The following is a 21,692-nucleotide window of genomic DNA, read 5'->3' on the forward strand; positions in this document are numbered from 1 at the left end:
TTGTAGCGCCGATGGTAGTGTGGGGTCTCCCCATGTGAGAGTAGGGAACTGCCAGGCATTAATTAAGACGAGAAAGCCAACCCAATGGGTTGGCTTTTTTGCGTTTGGGGGTTTTTAAATCTCAAAAAATGAGCCATTTATTCTATATTTAGGTTGTTAATAAGATAATTGCTAAATAATACCTTGGCTCCAACGAGAAAATTGCTCAATTCCCATTCGATTTAATATATAACGAAACCAAACACTGTAATTTTGTGCATTCTCTTCAATATCTTGATAAAGAGAATCGAGGGAGATCCAGCGGTAATTCATCACTTCATCTGGATTACTCTGGGGTAATTCGTTACTAAATCCAAGAAATAGATGATCAAACTCATGTTCTATAAGATCATCAGTCACTTTTTCGTTATACAGAATAGTTCCAATAGATTGCATATCACATTTCATGCCTAATTCTTCATTTAAACGACGATTAATAGCATCTGAAAGTAATTCGTTTGGAAGAGGGTGACTACAACATGTATTTGCCCATAAACCACCGGAGTGGTATTTGGATATTGCACGTTGTTGAATAAGTAATTGCTTTTTTGAATTAAAAATAAATATTGAGAAGGCTCGATGTAAGGCGCCTACAATATGAGCTTCAAGCTTTGGCATCGTTCCCAGCTCATTATCATTTTTATCTACGAGAATAACAGCGTCTTCCACAAGAAATCACCTTAATAAAATAATATATTGTTATATCGTGAATATAGCATGACTGTATATCAAATAACGATTCATTGTGTTGTTCTTTTTATGGCATCACCGTGATGATGCCTTTATTATCGTAATAAATACGTAGATAATCTGTTTTTCAAAAAATATAAAATAACTATTTGTTTTATATAAATTAAAAATAATTAACAAAAATGATTTAGATAATGATTATTAGAGAGTTTACTAGATTCATATTATGATGAGAGGTAATATGAAATACTAATTCTGCTATTGTGTGTAGCAAAATCTAAAATAAAGGAATTTAGTTATGTCATCTATATTACCTCGCTCTGTAACCTCACCAAAAAAATTCTTTATTGGTAGCCAATTACTGTCTTCTGTCGGTAAATATGTAAAAGATTTTGGTGATAACGCATTTATTATTAGTGATGAGTTTTTTTTAGAAAAAGTAACTAAAGAAGCCATTCCTTCTCTAAAAGAAAATAACATTGTTTCACTAGTTGAAAAATTTAATTACGAATGTACTGAGGCAGAAGTTAATCGCCTCGGTAAAATTGCGGTTGAAAATAAAGCGAACGTGATTATTGGTATTGGGGGAGGTAAGACATTAGATGTGTCTAAAGCCGTTGCTTATTATCAGCACATTCCTGTTATTTTATTCCCAACTATCGCTTCAACTGACGCGCCTTGTACTGCATTGTCTGTGTTATACAAAGAAAATGGTGAGTTTGATAAATATTTATTCTTGCCACAAAACCCGGACGTTGTTATTGCAGATACCGCTATTATTGCATCTGCCCCACAACGCTTTTTCTCAGCAGGTGTTGGTGATGCTCTAGCGACTTACTTTGAAGCTCGTGCTTGCTATCAAGCAGACGGCTTAAATTTGGTCAATCAACGTCCATCACGTACAGGTCTTGGCTTAGCACAGCTTTGCTTTGAAATGTTAAGTGAAAACATTGATAAAGCAATGGACGCTATTCGCCATAAAATTACCACTCCTGCATTAGAGCAAACTATTGAAGCAACAATCTACCTGAGTGGTGTTGGTGCTGAAGCCGGTGGCTTAGCTGCTGCTCATGCAGTAAATAATGGTATGTCAGCGGTTGAGTCTTTACACCGTGTTCAACATGGTGAAAAAGTAGTATTCGGTTTATTAACTCAATTAGTGTTAGAAAATGCACCACAAGAAGAAATTGATGAAGTGATCCGTATTATTAAAGCGGCAGAATTACCACTGACACTTGAAGATATGGGTATGAAAGAATTTATTGAAAGCGAATGGCGTACTGTGGCGAAAATTGCCTGTGCTGAAGGTGATACCATGGGCAATATGCCAATGAAAGTTACTGAAGATGATGTTTATAACGCAATGATCGCGGCTAACGCATTAGCTCATCGCTATAAATAATTCTTAGCTTGGCAAATGATTATCTTAAAACCCCAAATTTATTTTGGGGTTTTTCTTTAATCCAAGGTTGGATTCATGTGGGCAAGATCGAATGGTGTTATCTGATAAACATAGTAATTCAACCAATTTGCAAACAATAAATGCCCATGACTACGCCAAGAAGCGATAGGTTTTTTGCTTGGATCATTATTAGGAAAATAATTTTCTGGTAATTGAGGATCTAGCCCTGCTTTAACATCACGATGATATTCATCTGCTAGTGTATTGGGATCGTATTCTGGGTGCCCAGTTGCAAAGACAACTCTTTTATCTTTTGATGCAAACAAATAAGCGCCAGCTTCTTCTGAAGTCGCGAGGATCTCTAAATCAGTATTATTTTGAATAAGGTCGATAGGAAAACCTGCATAACGAGAATGTGGCGCAAAGAAAGTTTCATCAAATCCGCGAGTTAACAGTGAAAATGGTGAGCAAGTGTTATGATTATATACGCCTGAAATTTTTTGTTCTAGCGTGTATTTAGGCAGGCCGTATAAGATATTCAATCCAGCTTGAGCCGCCCAGCAAATAAAGAGTGTAGAAGTGACATGCTCTTTAGCCCATGTAATTACTTCTTTTATTTCATTCCAATAAGCCACATCTTTAAATTCGACTAGCCCTAATGGTGCGCCAGTGACGATAAGTCCATCGAAATTTTGTTCTTTAATTTGGTCAAAATCGCAGTAGAAAGTATCGAGATGCTCTACTGGGGTATTTTTAGGTATACGAGAGTCAATACGTAATAATTGAATATCAATTTGAAGAGGGCTATTAGAAAGTAATCGCAGAAATTGATTTTCTGTTTCTATTTTCTTTGGCATTAAATTAAGGATAAGCACTTTTAAAGGGCGAATATCTTGAATACTCGCTCTACTGGATGTCATAACAAAGACATTCTCTTTTTGTAAACAACTGACTGCGGGTAGCTCATCGGGTACTCTAATTGGCATTTTAATAACCTCTAAAAACATCTAGACATCTAGAAGCCCAAATTTAGCTAATAACCTTTTGAATGTCGAGGTCTTCATGTTGTATATGAAGAATATTCATATAAGAAAAAGCTATATAGCCAAAATTATCAAACATTAACATTCCTTTTCTCTGTCTATTATCGATCTCTTCCAGAGCTCTCGAATTATTTTGTAATTCTGATTTTTGTACAATAAAAAAACAACGATGTAATCACATTGTTAAAAATTATTTAAATAAAAATGGAATTCATTTTTGATTTTTGTAAAAACTGCATTAATCTTAATCAGGTGTGTAAACGCTTTTAGGGGAATGCAGAATGTCACAATCGTTAACTAAAGAAGAATTAAATTTTACGCAATCTTTTGGTAAACAGGAAAAAGAGATATTAAATCATGATGTTAAGTTATTTTTGGCTGACTTATTAAATCATTTTTCAGATAGACGTCATACTTTATTAGCTGAAAGAGATAACTGGAAAAACAGAGTTGATAATGGTGAACTTCCTAATTTTATTTCGGAATCAGATTCCATTATAAACTCAGAATGGAAAGTTAATCCCATACCTAAAGATCTTCAAGACCGTCGTGTTGAAATAACAGGGCCCGTTGATCGCAAAATGGTTATCAATGCATTAAATGCCAATGTAAAAGTCTTTATGGCGGACTTTGAAGATTCCTTAGCACCTACATGGGACAAAGTGATTGATGGTCAAATTAATCTGCGTGATGCCGTTAAAGGCACTATTTCTTATACCAATGAACAAGGTAAATGTTATCAACTTAAAGCGTCACCGGCAGTATTGATTGCCAGAGTAAGAGGACTCCACCTGCCCGAGAAGCATGTGCTATGGAAAGGGGAGCCTATTGCAGGGGGATTATTTGATTTTGCTTTGTATTTTTACCATAACCACAAAGCCCTATTAGAAAAAGGGAGTGGCCCTTATTTTTACATTCCTAAATTGCAAACATGGCAAGAGGCTAAATGGTGGAGCGATGTTTTTCATTTCACTGAAAAGCGCTTTGGTTTAGCAATAGGAACCATTAAAGCCACGGTATTAATTGAAACTTTACCCGCTGTTTTCCAAATGGAAGAAATTCTCTTTCATATGAAAGAGCATATCGTTGGACTTAACTGTGGTCGTTGGGATTATATTTTTAGTTATATCAAGACATTAAAAAATTATCCTGATCGTGTCTTACCTGATAGACAGGGGATCATGATGACTCAACCTTTCTTAAGTGCTTATTCGCGTTTACTGATCCAGACTTGCCATAAGCGAGGTGCTTTTGCTATGGGCGGAATGTCGGCGTTTATTCCAAGTCGAGATCCTGAGCAAAACGGCATTATTTTGAAAAAAGTATTTGATGATAAAGAACTTGAAGCAACAAATGGCCATGATGGCACTTGGATTGCTCATCCAGGCCTTGCTGAAACGGTATTATCTGCTTTTGATGCGGTATTGGGGGCTCGCTCTAATCAGCTCGATGTGCAACGTAATGAAAAAATAACGGCAGAAATGTTATTAGCACCTTGTACAGGTGAACGTACAGAAAAGGGCATGAGAGCTAATATTCGTGTTGCCGTGCAATATATCGAAGCGTGGATTTCGGGTAATGGTTGCGTACCTATCTATGGATTAATGGAAGATGCCGCAACGGCAGAAATATCGCGTACTTCTATTTGGCAATGGATCCGCCATCAAAAAACACTGTCTGATGGGCAAATTGTGACTAAAGATCTCTTTCGTAACATGTTGAAAGAAGAGCTTGAGGTGATACGCCAAGAAGTCGGTGATACTCGTTTTGAAGAAGGGCGTTTTAAAGAAGCGGCTTCTTTAATGGATAAGATCACAACCCAAGATGAATTAGTCGATTTTCTGACTTTACCGGGTTACCAACTTTTAAATTAAAAAAGATACGTCACAACGTATTTATAAACTGCAAACATCATCACTACCGTATTTATAGGAGCTGTTTTTATGACTATTAGTAGATCAGAGCAAATCGCCCAATTAGAGAAAGAGTGGGAACAACCCCGCTGGAAAGGTATTACCCGTCCTTATAGCGCTGAAGATGTTATTAAATTAAGAGGTTCGGTTAACCCAGAACATACCTTAGCACGACGTGGCGCTCAAAGGCTTTGGTCATCATTAAATGGAAAATCGAAGAAAGGCTATGTTAATGCATTGGGTGCTTTAACGGGTGGGCAAGCATTGCAACAAGCAAAAGCAGGATTAGAAGCTGTTTATCTTTCAGGGTGGCAAGTCGCTGCTGATGCAAACACGGCTGCAAGCATGTACCCTGATCAGTCGCTATATCCAGTTGATTCTGTTCCTAATGTTGTCCAACGTATTAATAATACCTTTAGACGGGCAGATCAAATTCAGTGGTCAAATGGCATTGGTCCTCAACATAAAGATTATATTGATTTTTTCCTTCCTATTGTGGCTGATGCGGAAGCTGGCTTTGGTGGCGTATTAAATGCCTTTGAATTAATGAAGGCGATGATTGAAGCGGGAGCGGCAGGTGTTCACTTTGAAGATCAGTTAGCCGCAGTAAAAAAATGCGGCCATATGGGGGGGAAAGTATTAGTTCCAACCCAAGAAGCTGTCCAAAAGCTTGTTGCCGCTCGTTTAGCCGCTGATGTGTCTGATGTGCCTACATTACTTGTTGCAAGAACGGATGCCGATGCCGCCGATCTCTTAACTTCAGACTGCGATCCTTATGATAGTTCGTTCTTAACTGGAGAACGCACACCTGAAGGTTTTTTCTGTACTCATGCTGGTATTGATCAAGCCATTAGCCGAGGGCTTGCTTATGCGCCTTATGCCGATCTGGTGTGGTGTGAAACATCGCTACCTGATCTGAAAATGGCAGCTAAGTTTGCTGAAGCTATTCACGATAAATATCCTGGAAAAATGCTGGCTTATAACTGTTCTCCTTCTTTTAACTGGAAAAAGAATCTTGATGATCGCACGATTGCGCATTTCCAAGATGAGCTTTCTGCAATGGGATATAAATTCCAATTTATTACTTTAGCGGGCATTCATAGCATGTGGTTTAACATGTTTGATTTAGCACATGACTACGCTAAAGGTGAGGGTATGAAGCATTACGTTGAAAAAGTACAAGAAAAAGAATTTGCTGCACTTAATCAAGGCTATACCTTCTCATCACATCAACAAGAGGTGGGAACAGGGTATTTTGATAAAGTCACGACGATTATTCAAGGTGGTATGTCTTCAGTGACGGCACTAACAGGCTCAACAGAAGAGCAGCAATTCTAAAGATCCAAAAATATTATTATCTGTTTTTGTGGTGATAATTCAGGAGCAGGATGCTCCTCTTTTTCGTGAGGTTGCTATGACGCCAGAAGATTTAATTGCTCAAACAATTTTACAAGGCTTTGATGCTCAATATGGTCGTTTCCTTGAGATAACGTCAGGAGCTCAATATCGTTTTGAGCAAGCGGATTGGCATGGTGTGCAAATCGCGATGAAAGAGCGCATCCGTTTATATGATAATCATGTTGGATTAGTGGTAGAGCAACTTAAATGTATTCGACATGACATTGATAAAGATAGTCTTTTTCTACAAAAGGTGAAAGAGAACTATACGCAATTATTGCCCAATTACCCTCGATTTGAGATTGCAGAGAGTTTTTTTAATTCTGTTTATTGTCGTCTGTTTTACCATCGTGAATTGAATAAAAAAAACCTCTTTGTTTTTTCATCACAGCCAGCTTATCGCTTTACACAAGCGCCTCGACCGTTATCAAAGCAGTTTGTTATTCAAAGTGATTTATCCGCATTACTGCAAGATATTTTATCACGCTTACCTTTACGATTGCCGTGGCAAAATAAGCAACGCGATATTCACTCTATTTGTAATGTACTTACCGCTCAGTTCTCTTCGGAACAATTACAGAGCGCAGTATTTCATATCGCAAATGAACTCTTTTATCGCAATAAAGCTGCTTGGCTGATAGGTAAAATTGTTATTGATAATCAATATATTCCGTTTCTATTACCTATTCATAATATTGAACAACAATTGTTGATTGATACTTGTTTGATAACCGCAGATGAAGCCAGTATTGTCTTTGGTTTTGCCCGTTCTTATTTTATGGTTTATGCGCCATTTCCTGCGGCATTAGTCGCATGGTTAAGAGATATATTACCGAGCAAATCTATTGCTGAGCTTTATATGTCGATAGGGTGTCAAAAACACGGTAAAACAGAATACTATCGTGAATACCTTGCCTTTATGAATTTTTCATCAGAGCAATTTATTGAAGCTTCTGGTGTAAAGGGTATGGTGATGTTGGTATTTACATTACCAACTTATGATCGTGTTTTTAAAGTGATCAAAGATAAGTTTGCACCACAAAAAACGATCACGGCGGAGCGTGTAAAAGAATGCTATCAATTGGTTAAAGAGCACGATCGTGTTGGACGAATGGCAGATACCCAAGAGTTTGAGAATTTTATAATCGAGAAGAAAAGAATTAGCCCTGAGTTAATGGCTGTCTTTGAACAGGAGATCCCCAATAAATTGGAAGATCTAGGTGATAAGCTACTGATCCGCCATCTTTATATGGAACGGAGGATGATACCACTCAATATCTATATGGAGCAGTGCGATGATAATCAACTTAAGGCTGTTGTTGAAGATTATGGACAAGCGTTGAAAGAGCTTATTGCTGCGAATATTTTTCCCGGTGATATGCTGTTTAAAAACTTTGGTGTGACTCGACATCATCGTGTGATTTTCTATGACTATGATGAAATTAGTTATATGACAGATATGAATTTTCGTGCGATCCCTCCTGCTCGTTACCCTGAAGATGAATTAGCGAGCGAGCCTTGGTATAGCGTTGCACTCAATGATGTATTCCCTGAAGAATTTCGCTATTTTTTATGTAGTGATAAACAAGTCTGTCGCTATTTTGAAACTCAACATCGTGATCTTTTATCACCAGAATATTGGCAACAACAACAGCAAAGAATTAAAGAAGGGTATATTGAAGATGTTTACGCCTATTCCCAAACTAAGCGATTTAGTTAATAAATTGTCCTAGGAAAACATAAAAATAAAGATAGGTATAAGGGGATACCTATCTTTATTGGATAAAACCTATTTTTGTATTGAGATAATCAGCGTTGAGCGCCCGCAACGGCTTCTTTAGCTAATTCAGTAATACGCTGGAAATCACCTGCTTTCACCGCATCATTAGGCACTAACCAAGAACCCCCAATACAAAGCACGCTCTCAAGTGCAAGGTAATTACGATAGTTTTCTGGCGAGATGCCACCAGTTGGGCAGAAGCGAATTGTTGAGAATGGTCCTGCAATTGCTTTTAAAGCCTTTACCCCACCATTCGCTTCTGCTGGGAAAAATTTAAATTCATTTAAGCCATAACTCATACCAAGCATTAGCTCAGAAACTGTTGAGATACCCGGAATTAAAGGGATTGTTCCAGCCACCGCCGCTTTGAGTAGCGCTTCTGTTAACCCTGGGCTAATAGCAAATTGAGCGCCTGCTTCAGTAACTTGTGCTAACTGTTGTGGATTAATCACGGTTCCTGCACCCACAATGGCTTCTGGGACTTCTTTCGCAATACGTCGAATAGCTTCAATCGCGCAATCTGTACGTAATGTGACTTCTAAAACTTTTACACCACCGGCGACTAATGCTTTTGCAACAGGGACTGCATCATCAATATGGTTGATAACAATAACAGGAACAACAGGCCCTGATTTTAGTACAGACTCTGCACTTGTATTCCAATGATTCATCATTTGTATTTCCTAATTAGAAAATGGTGAGCAAATGAATTAAATCTGCTCCTCGTTAGGCATTAAAACTTGTTGCCATTAAAAATCAATACAACAAGCACCTTGTTCAGCTCCGGATAAATGACGACGTAAATTCACAAACAGTTCACGGCCACAGCCTATATCGTTCGCACTTAAATCAGGTATCTTATCTTGGCGAGCATTGAGTGTTTGTTCATCAACAAGGAGTGTTAACTCACCTGTTTTACCATTAACACGAATGATATCACCATCACGTACTTTGGCTAATAAACCGCTATTTACAGCCTCTGGTGTAACATGAATTGCAGCGGGAACTTTACCTGAAGCCCCTGAAAGTCGACCATCTGTCACTAATGCTACTTTATAACCTTTATCCATTAATACACCTAAAGGTGGCATCAGTTTATGCAATTCAGGCATACCGTTAGCTTGTGGTCCTTGATAACGCACAACAACCACACAATCTTTATTTAGCTCACCGGTTTCAAATTTAGCGGCAATATCATGTTGGCTATTAAACACCACCGCAGGGGCTTCAATAATTTTATTTTCATCAGGTACGGCAGAAGTTTTCATTACAGCTCGACCTAAATTGCCTTGCATCACTTGTGTACCACCATGTGATGAGAATGGTGTATTGATATCAGCAATGACATCTTTATCTAAAGAGCTCGTTGTACCTTCGCGCCAATCCAGTTTACCCTCATTTAACCAAGGTTCTAAGGTATAACGCTCAATGCCAAACCCTGCAACAGTATTGACATCACGATGAATTAAGCCTTTTTTCAGTAGTTCACGAATAATCAGTGCAATACCACCTGCTGCTTGAAACTGATTGATATCGGCAGGGCCATTAGGATAAATACGAGCAATAAGTGGCACAACTTGCGAAAGTTCAGAGAAATCATCCCAATTAATGATAATGCCAGCTGCGCGTGCCATGGCGACTAAGTGCATAGTGAGGTTAGTTGAACCACCTGTTGTGAGTAGCGCAATAATGCCATTAACAATGACTTTTTCATCAACTAACTGACCGATAGGAAGATAATTACCTGAGTTTTCTGTCAATCGTACAATCTGACTTGCCGCAGCATCTGTTAATGCATCACGCAATGGTGTATTTGGATGGACAAAAGAAGCGCCAGGTAGATGTAATCCCATCATTTCCATGACCATCTGATTTGAGTTCGCTGTACCGTAAAAGGTGCAGGTACCAATGCTATGGTAAGACGCTGCTTCGGCTTCTAATAAAGCATGGCGATCTACTTTACCTTCAGCATAGAGTTGGCGAATACGGACTTTTTCTTTATTGGGTAAACCGCTAGTCATAGGGCCTGCTGGAACAAAAATCGCAGGAAGATGACCAAAAGAGAGCGCTGCCATCGTCAGTCCGGGAACAATTTTATCGCAGATCCCTAAATAGAGTACACCATCAAACATATTATGGGATAAACCAACTGCCGCTGACATTGCAATCACATCACGACTAAGGAGCGATAACTCCATACCATCTTGTCCCTGAGTGACTCCGTCGCACATTGCCGGAACACCGCCTGCTACTTGTCCTACAGCACCAACAGCATGTAATGCTTTTTTAATTTTTTGAGGATAATCTTCATATGGCTGATGAGCCGACAACATATCATTGTAAGCCGTGATAATGGCAATATCATTATGAACCATATTTTTCAGGCGATTTTTGTCGTCAGCCTGACAAGCAGCGAAACCATGAGCCAAATTACCACAAGCCAATTGAGCACGATGTACAGTTTGGCTTTTTGCGGCTTCGATTTTTTTCAGATAAGCACGACGAGTTACATGTGAGCGAGCAATAATGCGCTCAGTCACCTGTTTTACTGTCTCATTAAGCGGAACAAAGTCGTTCTGAATTGGGTCATGGTTTTTAGGGTTCATAATGATGCTTCCTTTATTCACACAGGGTGATGAGCGTTACTATTGGCTATGAAAAGAGAGTATTTGAATTTAGCTATAGTATTTGTTACCGGTAACATTGTTACGGGTAACAAGAAGAGTTGCAATACTCTTAATGCGTCTTAAACAACATCTGTGATCAACATCAATTTTTTTAGGTGATAAATAACAGTTTTTTAATATTTAACGAATATAAAGCCGAAACTCTGTCTTTTTAAAAAGCTGAATCGGTTTAATTAAGGAGTTCCTTCCTCATTGTTTGGTAATGAGGAAGGTGAAAGAGAGGATCAGCTTTTTACCCCACCATATTCACGGCTAATTTGTTTTGCTGCTTTGATAACCATTGCGCCTAATTCAGTGATACGTGAATCAGTCATTCTAGAAACCGGGCCTGAAAGTGAAATTGCTGCAAAAGGCTGGTGGTGTTCATCATAAATACAAGCACCAATACAGCGTAAGCCTAAAGCATGCTCTTCATCATCGAAAGAAAAACCTTGTTTACGGGCTTGCTCTAAGTTTTCTTTTAGTGAAGAAGGGAGTGTTCGGGTGTGAGGTGTATAAGCCATTAAGCCTTTTTTCTGGAGCAAAGGCAGTAATTTATTTTCTGGCAACGTAGAAAGGAACGCTTTACCCGCACCGGATGCGTGCATCGGTAATTTACCGCCAATAGGCGCCGACATTCTCATTAGCGCATTACATTGCACTTGATCGACAATCACGGCATCAAATTCAATTTGGTCAAGAATAGCCAGATTGACGGTTTCACCAGAATCTTCCATCAACTGACGCAAAATAGGATGCACCATGACTAAAAGATTACGAGTTTGTAGAAAGCTACTGCCAACAATAAAGGCGTGTGTACCAACAACCCACAATCCTAAATCGCCAACTTGACGGACAAAACCATGTTGCTGAAGTGTCGTGAGTAAGCGGTGTGTTGTGGAATTAGGTAATCCAGCTTGAAAGGCGAGATCGGTTAGGGCGATACCACCCGGAGATTCGGAAATATATTCCAATAATGTCAGTCCTCGACTTAATGACTGAACGGGGCCTCCTTGTGTAGTGCTTTGAGTGGCAGTTGTTTTCGTCTTACGCACTTTTTTATTTGTAGGGGAAACTGTCATGTATACACTCCAGAAATGCTATCCATATTAGTATCTATTATGAACTATCCCGTGTAATAAAACTCCTCCGATCACTGCATTTTTCAAAACAATATGTGTGATAAGAAATATTTATTAAAAGTATTTATCACTAAGTGAAAATCTCTCATCTTCGTCTTAGAAATCTTTGCAAAAAGATATGGTAGGATAAAAAAACAACGAAAGAAAAATAAAGAAATAAGAATAAAAACATTCTCGATTAAGAGGAAGCAACGTGGCAAACATAAAACAACAACTGGTGGAAGCATTAGAAAAACGCATCTTAGTACTTGATGGCGCAATGGGGACAATGATCCAGCAATATCAACTAACAGAAGCTGATTATCGAGGTGAACGTTTTGCTGATTGGAATTGTGATGTTAAAGGAAATAATGATCTTTTAGTGTTAACACAGCCCCAGATTATTGCGGATATACATGATGCTTATTTTCAAGCGGGTGCTGATATTGTTGAAACCAATACCTTTAACTCGACTTCTATTGCGATGGCTGATTATCACATGGAGTCACTCTGTTTCGAGCTAAATGAAGAGGCTGCAAAATTAGCAAAAGCCTGTGCAGATAAATGGAGTGCCTTAACACCTGATAAACCTCGCTATGTCACGGGTGTGTTAGGGCCAACAAACAGAACAGCATCTATATCCCCAGATGTTAATGATCCAGCTTTTCGTAATGTTTCGTTTGATAAGCTGGTGGAAGCTTATCGAGAAGCAACGCGCGGATTAATTAAAGGTGGTGTTGATTTAATTATGGTCGAAACTATTTTCGACACTCTAAACGCGAAAGCCGCTATTTTTGCGATTAAATGTGAATTTGAATCGCTCAATATTGAATTACCTGTGATGATATCTGGCACCATTACAGATGCATCAGGGAGAACCTTAACAGGACAAACAACAGAAGCGTTCTACCACTCTTTACGTCATGCTGATGCGCTCTCATTTGGTCTAAACTGCGCGTTAGGACCTAAAGAATTACGTCAATATATTCAAACACTTTCACAAATTTCTGAAACTTATGTTAGTGCTCACCCTAATGCTGGTTTGCCTAATGCATTTGGAGGCTATGATTTAGATGCCCAAGAAATGGCTGAGCAAATTAAAGAATGGGCGCAAGCGGGTTTTCTCAATATTGTAGGGGGATGTTGTGGAACAACACCTGCACATATTCTTGCCATTTCACAAGCAGTAGAAGGTATCGCACCAAGAGTATTACCGACTCTTAAGAAAGCGTGTCGTCTTTCAGGTTTAGAGCCTTTAGTGATTGATGATAATTCACTGTTTGTAAATGTGGGGGAACGAACTAACGTCACAGGTTCTGCGAAATTTAAGCGCTTGATAAAAGAAGGCAATTACCAAGAAGCATTGGATGTTGCACGTCAGCAAGTTGAAAATGGTGCTCAAATCATCGATATCAACATGGATGAAGGCATGTTAGATGCGGTGGAAGCTATGACACGTTTTCTCAATCTTATTGCAGGTGAGCCTGATATTGCCAAGGTTCCGGTGATGATCGACTCTTCAAAATGGGAAGTAATAGAAGAGGGACTAAAATGCATTCAAGGCAAAGGCATTGTTAACTCTATTTCGATGAAAGAAGGAGAAATACCTTTTCTTGAACACGCTAAATTGGTGCGTAAATACGGTGCCGCTGTTGTTGTTATGGCGTTTGATGAAGTGGGGCAAGCGGATACTCGAGAGCGTAAAATCGAAATCTGTCGTCGAGCTTATCAGTTATTAACAGAGCAAGCAGGTTTTCCACCTGAAGATATTATTTTTGATCCTAATATTTTTGCCGTTGCAACTGGTATTGCTGAACATAATAATTATGCTGTTGATTTTATTGAAGTCTGTGCAGATATTAAATCTCAACTACCTTATGCCTTAATTTCTGGTGGGGTCTCTAACGTTTCATTCTCATTTCGGGGTAACGATCCTGTTCGTGAGGCTATTCACTCCGTTTTTCTCTATTATGCCGTCAAAAATGGTATGGATATGGGAATTGTGAATGCAGGGCAACTTGCCATTTACGACTCATTACCAGATGAACTGCGTAATGCGGTTGAAGACGTCATTTTAAATCGCCATGAAGAGAGCACCGACAATTTATTAGCACTTGCTGAGCGTTATCGCGGAAGTAAAAGTGATGAGCAAAATCATCAGTTAGCAGAATGGCGACAATGGGATGTAGAAAAACGCTTAGAATACGCGTTAGTAAAAGGGATCACCGAATTTATTGTTGAAGATACGGAAGCTTGTCGTCAACAAGCATCAAGCCCAATTGAAGTCATCGAAGGGCCATTGATGAATGGTATGAATACAGTGGGTGATTTGTTTGGCGAAGGCAAAATGTTTTTACCCCAAGTTGTGAAATCAGCTCGTGTGATGAAACAAGCGGTTGCTTATCTCGAACCTTATATTCAAGCGACAAAACAATCAGGTACTTCCGCAGGTAAAATTTTACTCGCTACCGTAAAAGGGGATGTTCACGATATTGGTAAAAATATTGTCGGAGTTGTTTTACAGTGCAATAACTACGAAATTATCGATTTAGGTGTGATGGTGCCTTGCGATAAAATTTTGCAAACAGCAATTGATGAAAAAGTCGATATTATTGGTCTTTCAGGGCTGATCACACCTTCACTGGATGAGATGGTGAATGTTGCTAAAGAGATGGAAAGGCGCGGTTTTTCTTTACCATTAATGATTGGTGGAGCAACAACATCTAAAGCGCATACGGCAGTAAAAATAGAACCCAATTACAGTCATCCTACCGTTTATGTACAAAATGCATCGAGAACTGTAGGTGTTGTTGCCGCACTATTATCTGAAACACAAAAAGCGGATTTTGTTGCAAAAACACGGCGTGAATATGAAGTCGTACGCCAGCAATATGCCAGAAAAAAACCTCGTACGCCTCCTGTTTCTTTAGAAGCTGCACGACAGAATGCACTACAAATTGATTGGCAAAATTACATACCACCAAAGCCTAATCAATTAGGCGTGCAGGAGATCGCTGCAAGTATTGAAACCTTGCGTGAGTATATCGATTGGACACCTTTCTTTATGACGTGGTCTTTAGCGGGTAAATATCCTCGAATTTTAGAAGATGACGTGGTGGGCGAAGAAGCAAAACGTGTATTTGCCGATGCAAATGCGATGCTGGATAAATTAAGTCACGAAAAATTATTAACACCAAAAGGAATTGTTGGGTTATTTCCTGCAAATCGTGTCGGTGATGATATTGTGATTTATCGCGATGAAACTAGGCAACAACCGTTGTTATATAGCTGCCATTTACGTCAGCAAACAGAGAAAAAAGAGTTTCCTAACTACTGTTTAGCCGATTTTATTGCTCCTGTAGAAAGTGGTGTTCCTGACTATTTCGGTGCTTTTGCTGTAACAGGAGGGTTAGAAGAAGACACGCTCGCCAATGCTTATGATAATGCTCATGATGATTACAATAAGATTATGGTGAAAGCATTATCAGACCGTCTTGCTGAAGCTTTTGCGGAATACCTTCACCAACAAGTGAGAACAAAAATTTGGGGATATAACCCTGATGAAGCTCTCTCTAATGACGAGCTTATTCGAGAAAAATATCAAGGAACACGACCTGCACCGGGATATCCGGCTTGTCCTGAACACACAGAAAAAGCCAAAATTTGGCAACTGCTTGATGTTGAAAATCGTATTGGTATGAAGCTAACAGATGCTTATGCAATGTGGCCAGGTGCTTCAGTATCCGGTTGGTATTTTAGTCATCCTGAAAGTAAATATTTTGCAGTTGCTCAAATTCAAAAAGATCAGGTTGACGATTACGCAAAACGTCGAGGGATGAGTGTTAGTGAAGTTGAACGTTGGTTAGCGCCTAATTTAGGGTATGAGTCTTAATTTGTCTTTATTCTAAGATCTCAACAATATAATAATCTAGAGGGGATAGCGATATCCCCTTGTTATTTCCTCTCGCAGTTCCCATTAAAGGTGTATAAGCTATAAGCCTGTATCAGAAAAAAGGACATGACGATGAACTATACTTTGTACCTTCAGAAAACCCCACCTGCTGGCGTTGAGGTGCCGTTTCCTTCTTTAGCAAAAGGGAATTATCCATTAAGTGAAGTTTTAATTAATGCTTTTTTAAATCTGATGCAATTAACAGGAAGTTTAGATACAGAGGCAATTTTAGACGAAAAAGCATTTGACAATATTTGGCTAAAAGCAGAAATGACGCCTGCACGAATTGAAGAAGTTGGAGACTATATTTATCATAAAATTCCTACTTCTCCTGAGCCTGTTGATGAAGAAATTGTGTTATTTAAGCAAGCCATGAAAGAAGAAGAAGCGTTATTAGCCAAAGAAAGTGACAAAGAAGGTCATATTCCTATTCATAAATTTGCCACTAATGATGGTTGGATTGTCACTCCGAATGAGTGTGAAATCATTGCAGTTACGCTTACCGCTAAGTTACTAGAAGATAACCGAGTTTTTGTTGAGAAAATTGCAAAGATGTCTCATCTAGCTCATCGTTCTTTAGAAATTGCTTTAATTGATTTTGGTAAATTTAACCAATTTGCGAAAAAATATGGCGGTTATCGAGTCTATTAAAAAAATAAAGTATTTTTAATGTAACGTATGAAAAGTAGAAGAGAAATAATGTCTTATCTCTCTTCTATATCTTGAAATTAGTCATTAATTAAAACAGTGTATCATGTAATTTACGCACAATATTATCCGCATCTTTCCCATCAACTAATAAACATAAATTATGGGTACTTGCGCCGTGACTTATCATTCGAATATTGTAATTTTCTAATGCGCCAAAAATCTGGCTTCCTAAGCCATTCACTTGTGAGAGTGAATTACCGATAATCGCAACCAGAGCCAAATTTTCTTCTACTTCAACACGACATAATGCGGATAGTTCCGTTAAGAGCGCATTGGTTAATAAACTACCTGATGCGCTGGTGGTACCTGTTGTATCGAGGGTTAACGCAATGCTTACTTCAGATGTGGTTATCACATCAACAGAGATATGATGACGCGATAAAATAGTAAATATTTCTGCTAAAAAACCGCGTGCATGAAGCATTTTCAGGCTATGTAACGTGAGTAAAGTTTGTTTTCTACGTAGCGCAATCGCGCGAAATACAGGTGGATTTTCTGTTTGAGCACAAACTAATGTGCCACCTTCTTCGGGGGCTTTACTTGAGCCAACAAATACAGGAATACCACTACGAACTGCGGGTAATAATGTCGCAGGATGCAAAATTTTAGCGCCAAAAGTTGCCATTTCTGCAGCTTCATCAAAGGCAATTTGATCAATACGATGTGCCTCTGGCACTATTCTTGGATCAGTGCTGTAAATACCCGGTACATCCGTCCAGATATCTACACGAGACATTCCCAGCGCCTCACCAATCAATGCAGCGGTATAATCACTACCACCACGACCTAGCGTTGTTGTTCTACCTTTTGGCTCTTGACCAATAAAGCCTTGTGTGACAATCACTGTTTCCTCTAAACGAGGTTGAATAAGGCTTTGTGTGAGCTCTGTTAATTGCATCATATCGGGTTCAGCATGGCAAAACAGATCGTTGGTTTTCATCACTTTTCTGACATCAAACCAGTCTGCTTGTACACCTTTTTCACGCAATAGTTCAACAAAGAGCAATGTCGACATTAATTCACCGTGGCTGACTAATTCATCTGTTAATGCATCAGATGTGGCAAGTGACGCTGCTTCTGAGAGCATCTCAATATTCTCAAGCAGGCGATTTATTTCTTGAGAAATAATTTCTGGCTGAGAAAGCTGATTGATAATCGCATACTCAATATCACGCACTTGTGAGAGTAAAGCTTCTCGTTGTGAAAGTTCAGTCCCTGATGCAAGTTCAATTAATAAATTAGTTATTCCCGCAGATGCCGAAAGAACGACGACACGAACTGATTTTTGTTTAAGAATAATATCTGCACACTTTTCCATTGCTGAATAGTTAGCAACACTAGTGCCACCAAATTTAGCGATAGTGTATGGCGATGATGCAGATGAAGGCGTAGCAGTATTATCAGTCATTGTCGTATTCCTTTAGGCAAAAATGAGATGTTGGACACAACTTAGAAATATCGGTTATTAAGTAGAGAGTCAATGTAGAGTGAAGAATAATCAATTTAATTAATAATCAGCTCTGCATTATCGGTTTTACCTATGAAAGTAATTAGTACTAGATTTGTTGAATGGTTTTGACCAATATCATCAAATGAGAAAGAATTGACTGTAACTATTAAATGTCAGGCTACAATCTGAGAATATCAGATTGTAATCTTAAGAGAGTATTGTGAATGAAAAATGTAAACCCAACCCAAACACTCGCCTGGAAGGCATTAGAAAACCATTTTTCGGTTATCAAAGATACCGAGATGAAAACACTTTTTGCTCAGGAACCATCACGCTTTGAGCAATTTTCAAAAGTATTTTCAGACCAAATTCTAGTGGATTTTTCAAAAAACCGTATTACGAAAGAAACATTAGATAAATTGCAGGCTTTGGCTAAGGAATGTGACGTAGAAGGTGCGATACATAGCATGTTTACGGGTGAAAAAATCAACCGTACTGAAGATCGTGCTGTATTGCATACCGCATTACGTAATCGTAGCAATACTCCCGTCATCGTTGATGGCAAAGATGTCATGCCAGAAGTTAATGCCGTGCTGAATAAAATGAAACAGTTCAGTGAACGTATTATTAGTGGCGAATGGAAAGGTTATACAGGCAAAGCAATTACTGATGTTGTGAATATTGGTATCGGTGGATCCGATCTCGGCCCTTATATGGTAACAGAAGCATTACGTCCGTATAAAAACCACCTTACTATGCATTTCGTTTCGAATGTTGATGGTACACATATTGCCGAAACACTGAAAAAATGTGATCCCGAAACGACATTATTCTTAATTGCGTCAAAAACATTTACCACACAAGAGACCATGACAAATGCGCATTCAGCAAGAGATTGGTTCTTAGCATCAGCGAAAGAGAGTGCTTTTGTCGCTAAACATTTCGTCGCGTTATCTACGAATAGCACCGAAGTTGAAAAATTTGGTATTGATACGGCCAACATGTTTGAGTTTTGGGATTGGGTCGGTGGTCGTTATTCATTATGGTCAGCAATTGGTTTATCTATCGCGTTATCTGTTGGTTATGACAACTTTGAGCAATTACTGGAAGGTGCTCATGCAATGGATAACCACTTTAGAACCGCTGATGCTGAAAATAACATCCCAACAATCCTTGCACTGATTGGCATTTGGTATAACAATTTTTTTGGTACAGAAACTGAAGCGATTCTGCCATACGATCAGTACATGCATCGTTTTGCTGCTTACTTCCAACAAGGCAATATGGAGTCAAATGGTAAGTATATTGATCGCGATGGAAATAAAGTCAGTTACCAAACAGGGCCTATTATTTGGGGCGAACCGGGTACAAATGGCCAACATGCGTTTTATCAACTGATCCATCAAGGTACAAAAATTATCCCTTGTGATTTTATTGCACCTGCAATTAGCCATAATCCTCTATCTGATCATCATGCAAAACTGATGTCTAACTTCTTTGCTCAAACAGAAGCACTCGCTTTTGGTAAAACTCGTGAGCAAGTTGATGCTGAATTTGCCGCAGCAGGAAAAGATCCTAAAACCATGGACTATGTTGCACCTTTTAAAGTATTTGAAGGTAATCGACCAACAAACTCTATTTTATTAAAAGAAATTACGCCTTATTCATTGGGTGCATTGATTGCCATGTATGAACATAAGATCTTTGTACAAGGTGTTATTTTCAATATCTTCACGTTTGACCAATGGGGTGTTGAATTAGGTAAACAGCTAGCTAACCGCATTCTTCCTGAATTAGAAGGTAAGGAAAGTGTTAACAGCCATGATAGCTCAACAAATAATCTGATTAATCGTTATAAAGCATGGCGTTAATCGAATAAACTGAATATAAGTAGTCGGTTAGATACAAAGGAGGTTTTTATGGCCTCCTTTATTTTTCGAATGTTTCGTGCTCAATCTAATTTTCTTTTAACGCTTTTTTAGATTATTTATGCGAAATGTTATCAGCTTTTAACTTCCCTGAGTCACATCATGATATCCTTATGAATAATAAATCGCATAAGCTAGGATCATCAACGCGTGATGATGAAATAATGTTCAAAAAATCAATAATTACTCCCGCTCCTATCCATTGGTTACCTAATGAGGAACACGAAAGTATTAAAGAAAGTACATTAAGTTGGTTAATGGAATTAGGCTCGATGACTCGACGTTTTGAGCAATATTGTAATAAAGTCACTGTAATGCCTTACCAAGAAGGATTTGTTGACTTTATTGAACCTGCTGACGAAAGAGCGTGTTTACCCAAAAGTCAGCGTTATTGGTTAAGAGAAGTGGTATTGTGTGGTGATGATATTCCTTGGTTATTAGGGCGGACGTTAGTGCCAGAAGAGACATTGACAGGCGAAGACAGAAAACTGGTCAATCTAAGAACCGTTCCACTTGGGCGTTATCTGTTTCAGGAAACAACCTTAAGTCGTGATTTTATTCATATCGGGCAACAAAATGGGTATTGGTTACGCCGTTCTCGTTTTCAGCTTTCAGATAAACCTTTATTATTAACCGAGATGTTTCTACCTGCATCACCAGTTTATGAGAAGTAATTAAGGGGAGCTAAAATTGGAGGGAAGTATGACGCAAAGTAAATGGCAAGCATATAGCCGTTTAATGCGTATAGATAAACCTATCGGAGCGCTATTACTACTTTGGCCAACTTATTGGGCTTTGTGGATTGCCGCTAAAGGCTTTCCAGATTGGCATATTCTGATTGTCTTTACTATTGGCGTGTTCTCTATGCGTGCCGCTGGGTGTGTAATAAACGACTTTGCTGACCGAAAAATTGATGGCAGTGTTGAACGAACTAAAAATAGACCATTACCTAGTGGGGCAGTGACAGAAAAAGAGAGCAAAATCTTATTTATCGTTTTGGTACTCTTGTCATTTGCATTAGTTCTAACACTTAACACCATGACTATTTGGCTCTCTGTGGCAGGGCTTGCACTGGCGTGGTTTTATCCTTTCGTTAAACGGTTTAGTAACTTACCTCAGCTTATTTTAGGTATGGCTTTTGGTTGGTCAATTCCAATGGGATTTGCCGCCGTTTCTGAAACTTTGCCGTTAGTGTGCTGGCTATTATTCCTGGTTAATATTGTCTGGTCTGTTATTTACGATACGCAATATGCAATGGTTGATCGTAATGATGATATAAAAATAGGGGTTAAATCTACCGCTATTTTATTCGGTCGTTATGACAAAATTATTATCGGTATTTTACAACTGGTGATGCTGGCATTATTAGTGGGTATTGGTATTTTGCTGAATTTGAAAGGTATCTACTACTGGTCGCTATTGTTAGTCACAGCTCTGTTTATTTATCAACAGAAGCTTATTGCAGAGCGTGAAAGAGCGCCGTGTTTTCAAGCTTTTATGAATAATAACTATGTTGGTTTTGTTTTATTTGCGGGTATTTTATTTAGTTATTTTTAAGATAAATAAGCGCTAAAGTATTCTCTAGTATTGAGTAGAAAT

15 protein-coding genes are annotated in these 21,692 nt (G+C 38.7%); 9 read left to right on the top strand and 6 right to left on the bottom strand.

All coding sequences use genetic code 11. From position 1 onward, the window contains the following. Positions 1-171: 171 nt before the first annotated feature. Entirely contained in the window at positions 172-708 is a 537-nt protein-coding gene (gene idi, locus CUB63_RS12120) for an isopentenyl-diphosphate Delta-isomerase (protein WP_109848129.1), read from the bottom strand. A gap of 319 nt (positions 709-1,027) precedes the next feature. Here idi and CUB63_RS12125 point away from each other — a divergent pair, with 319 nt between their 5' ends. Beyond that, positions 1,028-2,131, top strand: a complete 1,104-nt coding sequence (locus CUB63_RS12125) for a glycerol dehydrogenase (RefSeq protein WP_072065201.1) — start codon at positions 1,028-1,030, stop codon at positions 2,129-2,131. Positions 2,132-2,187: 56 nt separating this feature from the next. On the opposite strand, the gene metA is transcribed toward CUB63_RS12125, so the two are convergent. Next, positions 2,188-3,117, bottom strand: coding sequence for a homoserine O-acetyltransferase MetA (gene metA / locus CUB63_RS12130; protein ID WP_109400148.1), 930 nt, complete (start codon positions 3,115-3,117; stop codon positions 2,188-2,190). A gap of 338 nt (positions 3,118-3,455) precedes the next feature. On the opposite strand from metA, the gene aceB reads away from it, so the two are divergent. The 3 genes from aceB to aceK all read left to right on the top strand — a co-directional run bounded on the left by aceB (position 3,456) and on the right by aceK (position 8,205). Beyond that, positions 3,456-5,048: a malate synthase A gene (gene aceB, locus CUB63_RS12135; RefSeq protein WP_109848130.1), complete on the top strand. Its 1,593-nt coding sequence runs from the start codon at positions 3,456-3,458 to the stop codon at positions 5,046-5,048. A gap of 69 nt (positions 5,049-5,117) precedes the next feature. Continuing rightward, positions 5,118-6,425 carry an isocitrate lyase gene (gene aceA, locus CUB63_RS12140; protein WP_072065199.1) on the top strand — a complete coding sequence of 436 codons (1,308 nt, stop codon included), beginning with the start codon at positions 5,118-5,120 and terminating at the stop codon, positions 6,423-6,425. Between the two features lie 76 nt (positions 6,426-6,501). Then, complete coding sequence (gene aceK, locus CUB63_RS12145) at positions 6,502-8,205, top strand: bifunctional isocitrate dehydrogenase kinase/phosphatase (RefSeq protein ID WP_109848131.1); 1,704 nt, start codon at positions 6,502-6,504, stop codon at positions 8,203-8,205. Between the two features lie 89 nt (positions 8,206-8,294). On the opposite strand, the gene CUB63_RS12150 is transcribed toward aceK, so the two are convergent. From CUB63_RS12150 to iclR, 3 genes are all read right to left on the bottom strand, one after another. Further along, positions 8,295-8,936 (bottom strand): bifunctional 4-hydroxy-2-oxoglutarate aldolase/2-dehydro-3-deoxy-phosphogluconate aldolase, encoded by a 642-nt coding sequence (locus CUB63_RS12150; RefSeq protein WP_006536388.1) that lies wholly within the window; start codon positions 8,934-8,936, stop codon positions 8,295-8,297. A gap of 78 nt (positions 8,937-9,014) precedes the next feature. Continuing rightward, entirely contained in the window at positions 9,015-10,871 is a 1,857-nt protein-coding gene (gene edd, locus CUB63_RS12155) for a phosphogluconate dehydratase (protein ID WP_109848132.1), read from the bottom strand. A 305-nt stretch (positions 10,872-11,176) separates the two neighbouring features. Continuing rightward, positions 11,177-12,013: a glyoxylate bypass operon transcriptional repressor IclR gene (iclR, locus tag CUB63_RS12160; RefSeq protein ID WP_109400135.1), complete on the bottom strand. Its 837-nt coding sequence runs from the start codon at positions 12,011-12,013 to the stop codon at positions 11,177-11,179. Positions 12,014-12,266: 253 nt separating this feature from the next. Here iclR and metH point away from each other — a divergent pair, with 253 nt between their 5' ends. Together metH and CUB63_RS12170 are read left to right on the top strand one after the other, a co-directional pair. Next, complete coding sequence (gene metH, locus CUB63_RS12165; protein WP_109848133.1) at positions 12,267-15,944, top strand: methionine synthase; 3,678 nt, start codon at positions 12,267-12,269, stop codon at positions 15,942-15,944. Positions 15,945-16,076: 132 nt separating this feature from the next. Then, entirely contained in the window at positions 16,077-16,655 is a 579-nt protein-coding gene (locus CUB63_RS12170; RefSeq protein WP_229096596.1) for a hypothetical protein, read from the top strand. A gap of 88 nt (positions 16,656-16,743) precedes the next feature. On the opposite strand, the gene lysC is transcribed toward CUB63_RS12170, so the two are convergent. Beyond that, positions 16,744-18,123, bottom strand: a complete 1,380-nt coding sequence (gene lysC, locus CUB63_RS12175) for a lysine-sensitive aspartokinase 3 (protein ID WP_006536381.1) — start codon at positions 18,121-18,123, stop codon at positions 16,744-16,746. Positions 18,124-18,389: 266 nt separating this feature from the next. Here lysC and pgi point away from each other — a divergent pair, with 266 nt between their 5' ends. The 3 genes from pgi to ubiA all read left to right on the top strand — a co-directional run bounded on the left by pgi (position 18,390) and on the right by ubiA (position 21,650). Then, a complete protein-coding gene (gene pgi, locus CUB63_RS12180) occupies positions 18,390-20,036 on the top strand; it encodes a glucose-6-phosphate isomerase (protein ID WP_109400131.1) in 1,647 nt (548 codons plus the stop codon). 221 nt (positions 20,037-20,257) lie between these two features. After that, positions 20,258-20,767, top strand: a complete 510-nt coding sequence (gene ubiC / locus CUB63_RS12185) for a chorismate lyase (RefSeq protein WP_072065203.1) — start codon at positions 20,258-20,260, stop codon at positions 20,765-20,767. Between the two features lie 28 nt (positions 20,768-20,795). Next, complete coding sequence (gene ubiA / locus CUB63_RS12190) at positions 20,796-21,650, top strand: 4-hydroxybenzoate octaprenyltransferase (protein WP_006536376.1); 855 nt, start codon at positions 20,796-20,798, stop codon at positions 21,648-21,650. The last annotated feature ends 42 nt before the right edge of the window (positions 21,651-21,692 follow it).

The sequence above is a fragment of the Proteus penneri genome (assembly GCF_003144535.1).
Taxonomy (GTDB): Bacteria; Pseudomonadota; Gammaproteobacteria; order Enterobacterales; family Enterobacteriaceae; genus Proteus; species Proteus penneri.

What these genes read in the sequence shown, in the direction of transcription:
- CUB63_RS12125 (WP_072065201.1), top strand. Translation starts at nt 1,028, where the DNA reads ATGTCATCTATATTACCTCGCTCTGTAACCTCACCAAAAAAATTCTTT.
- metA (WP_109400148.1), bottom strand. Translation starts at nt 3,117, where the DNA reads ATGCCAATTAGAGTACCCGATGAGCTACCCGCAGTCAGTTGTTTACAA.
- aceB (WP_109848130.1), top strand. Translation starts at nt 3,456, where the DNA reads ATGTCACAATCGTTAACTAAAGAAGAATTAAATTTTACGCAATCTTTT.
- aceA (WP_072065199.1), top strand. Translation starts at nt 5,118, where the DNA reads ATGACTATTAGTAGATCAGAGCAAATCGCCCAATTAGAGAAAGAGTGG.
- aceK (WP_109848131.1), top strand. Translation starts at nt 6,502, where the DNA reads ATGACGCCAGAAGATTTAATTGCTCAAACAATTTTACAAGGCTTTGAT.
- CUB63_RS12150 (WP_006536388.1), bottom strand. Translation starts at nt 8,936, where the DNA reads ATGAATCATTGGAATACAAGTGCAGAGTCTGTACTAAAATCAGGGCCT.
- edd (WP_109848132.1), bottom strand. Translation starts at nt 10,871, where the DNA reads ATGAACCCTAAAAACCATGACCCAATTCAGAACGACTTTGTTCCGCTT.
- iclR (WP_109400135.1), bottom strand. Translation starts at nt 12,013, where the DNA reads ATGACAGTTTCCCCTACAAATAAAAAAGTGCGTAAGACGAAAACAACT.
- CUB63_RS12170 (WP_229096596.1), top strand. Translation starts at nt 16,077, where the DNA reads ATGAACTATACTTTGTACCTTCAGAAAACCCCACCTGCTGGCGTTGAG.
- lysC (WP_006536381.1), bottom strand. Translation starts at nt 18,123, where the DNA reads ATGACTGATAATACTGCTACGCCTTCATCTGCATCATCGCCATACACT.
- pgi (WP_109400131.1), top strand. Translation starts at nt 18,390, where the DNA reads ATGAAAAATGTAAACCCAACCCAAACACTCGCCTGGAAGGCATTAGAA.
- ubiC (WP_072065203.1), top strand. Translation starts at nt 20,258, where the DNA reads ATGTTCAAAAAATCAATAATTACTCCCGCTCCTATCCATTGGTTACCT.
- ubiA (WP_006536376.1), top strand. Translation starts at nt 20,796, where the DNA reads ATGACGCAAAGTAAATGGCAAGCATATAGCCGTTTAATGCGTATAGAT.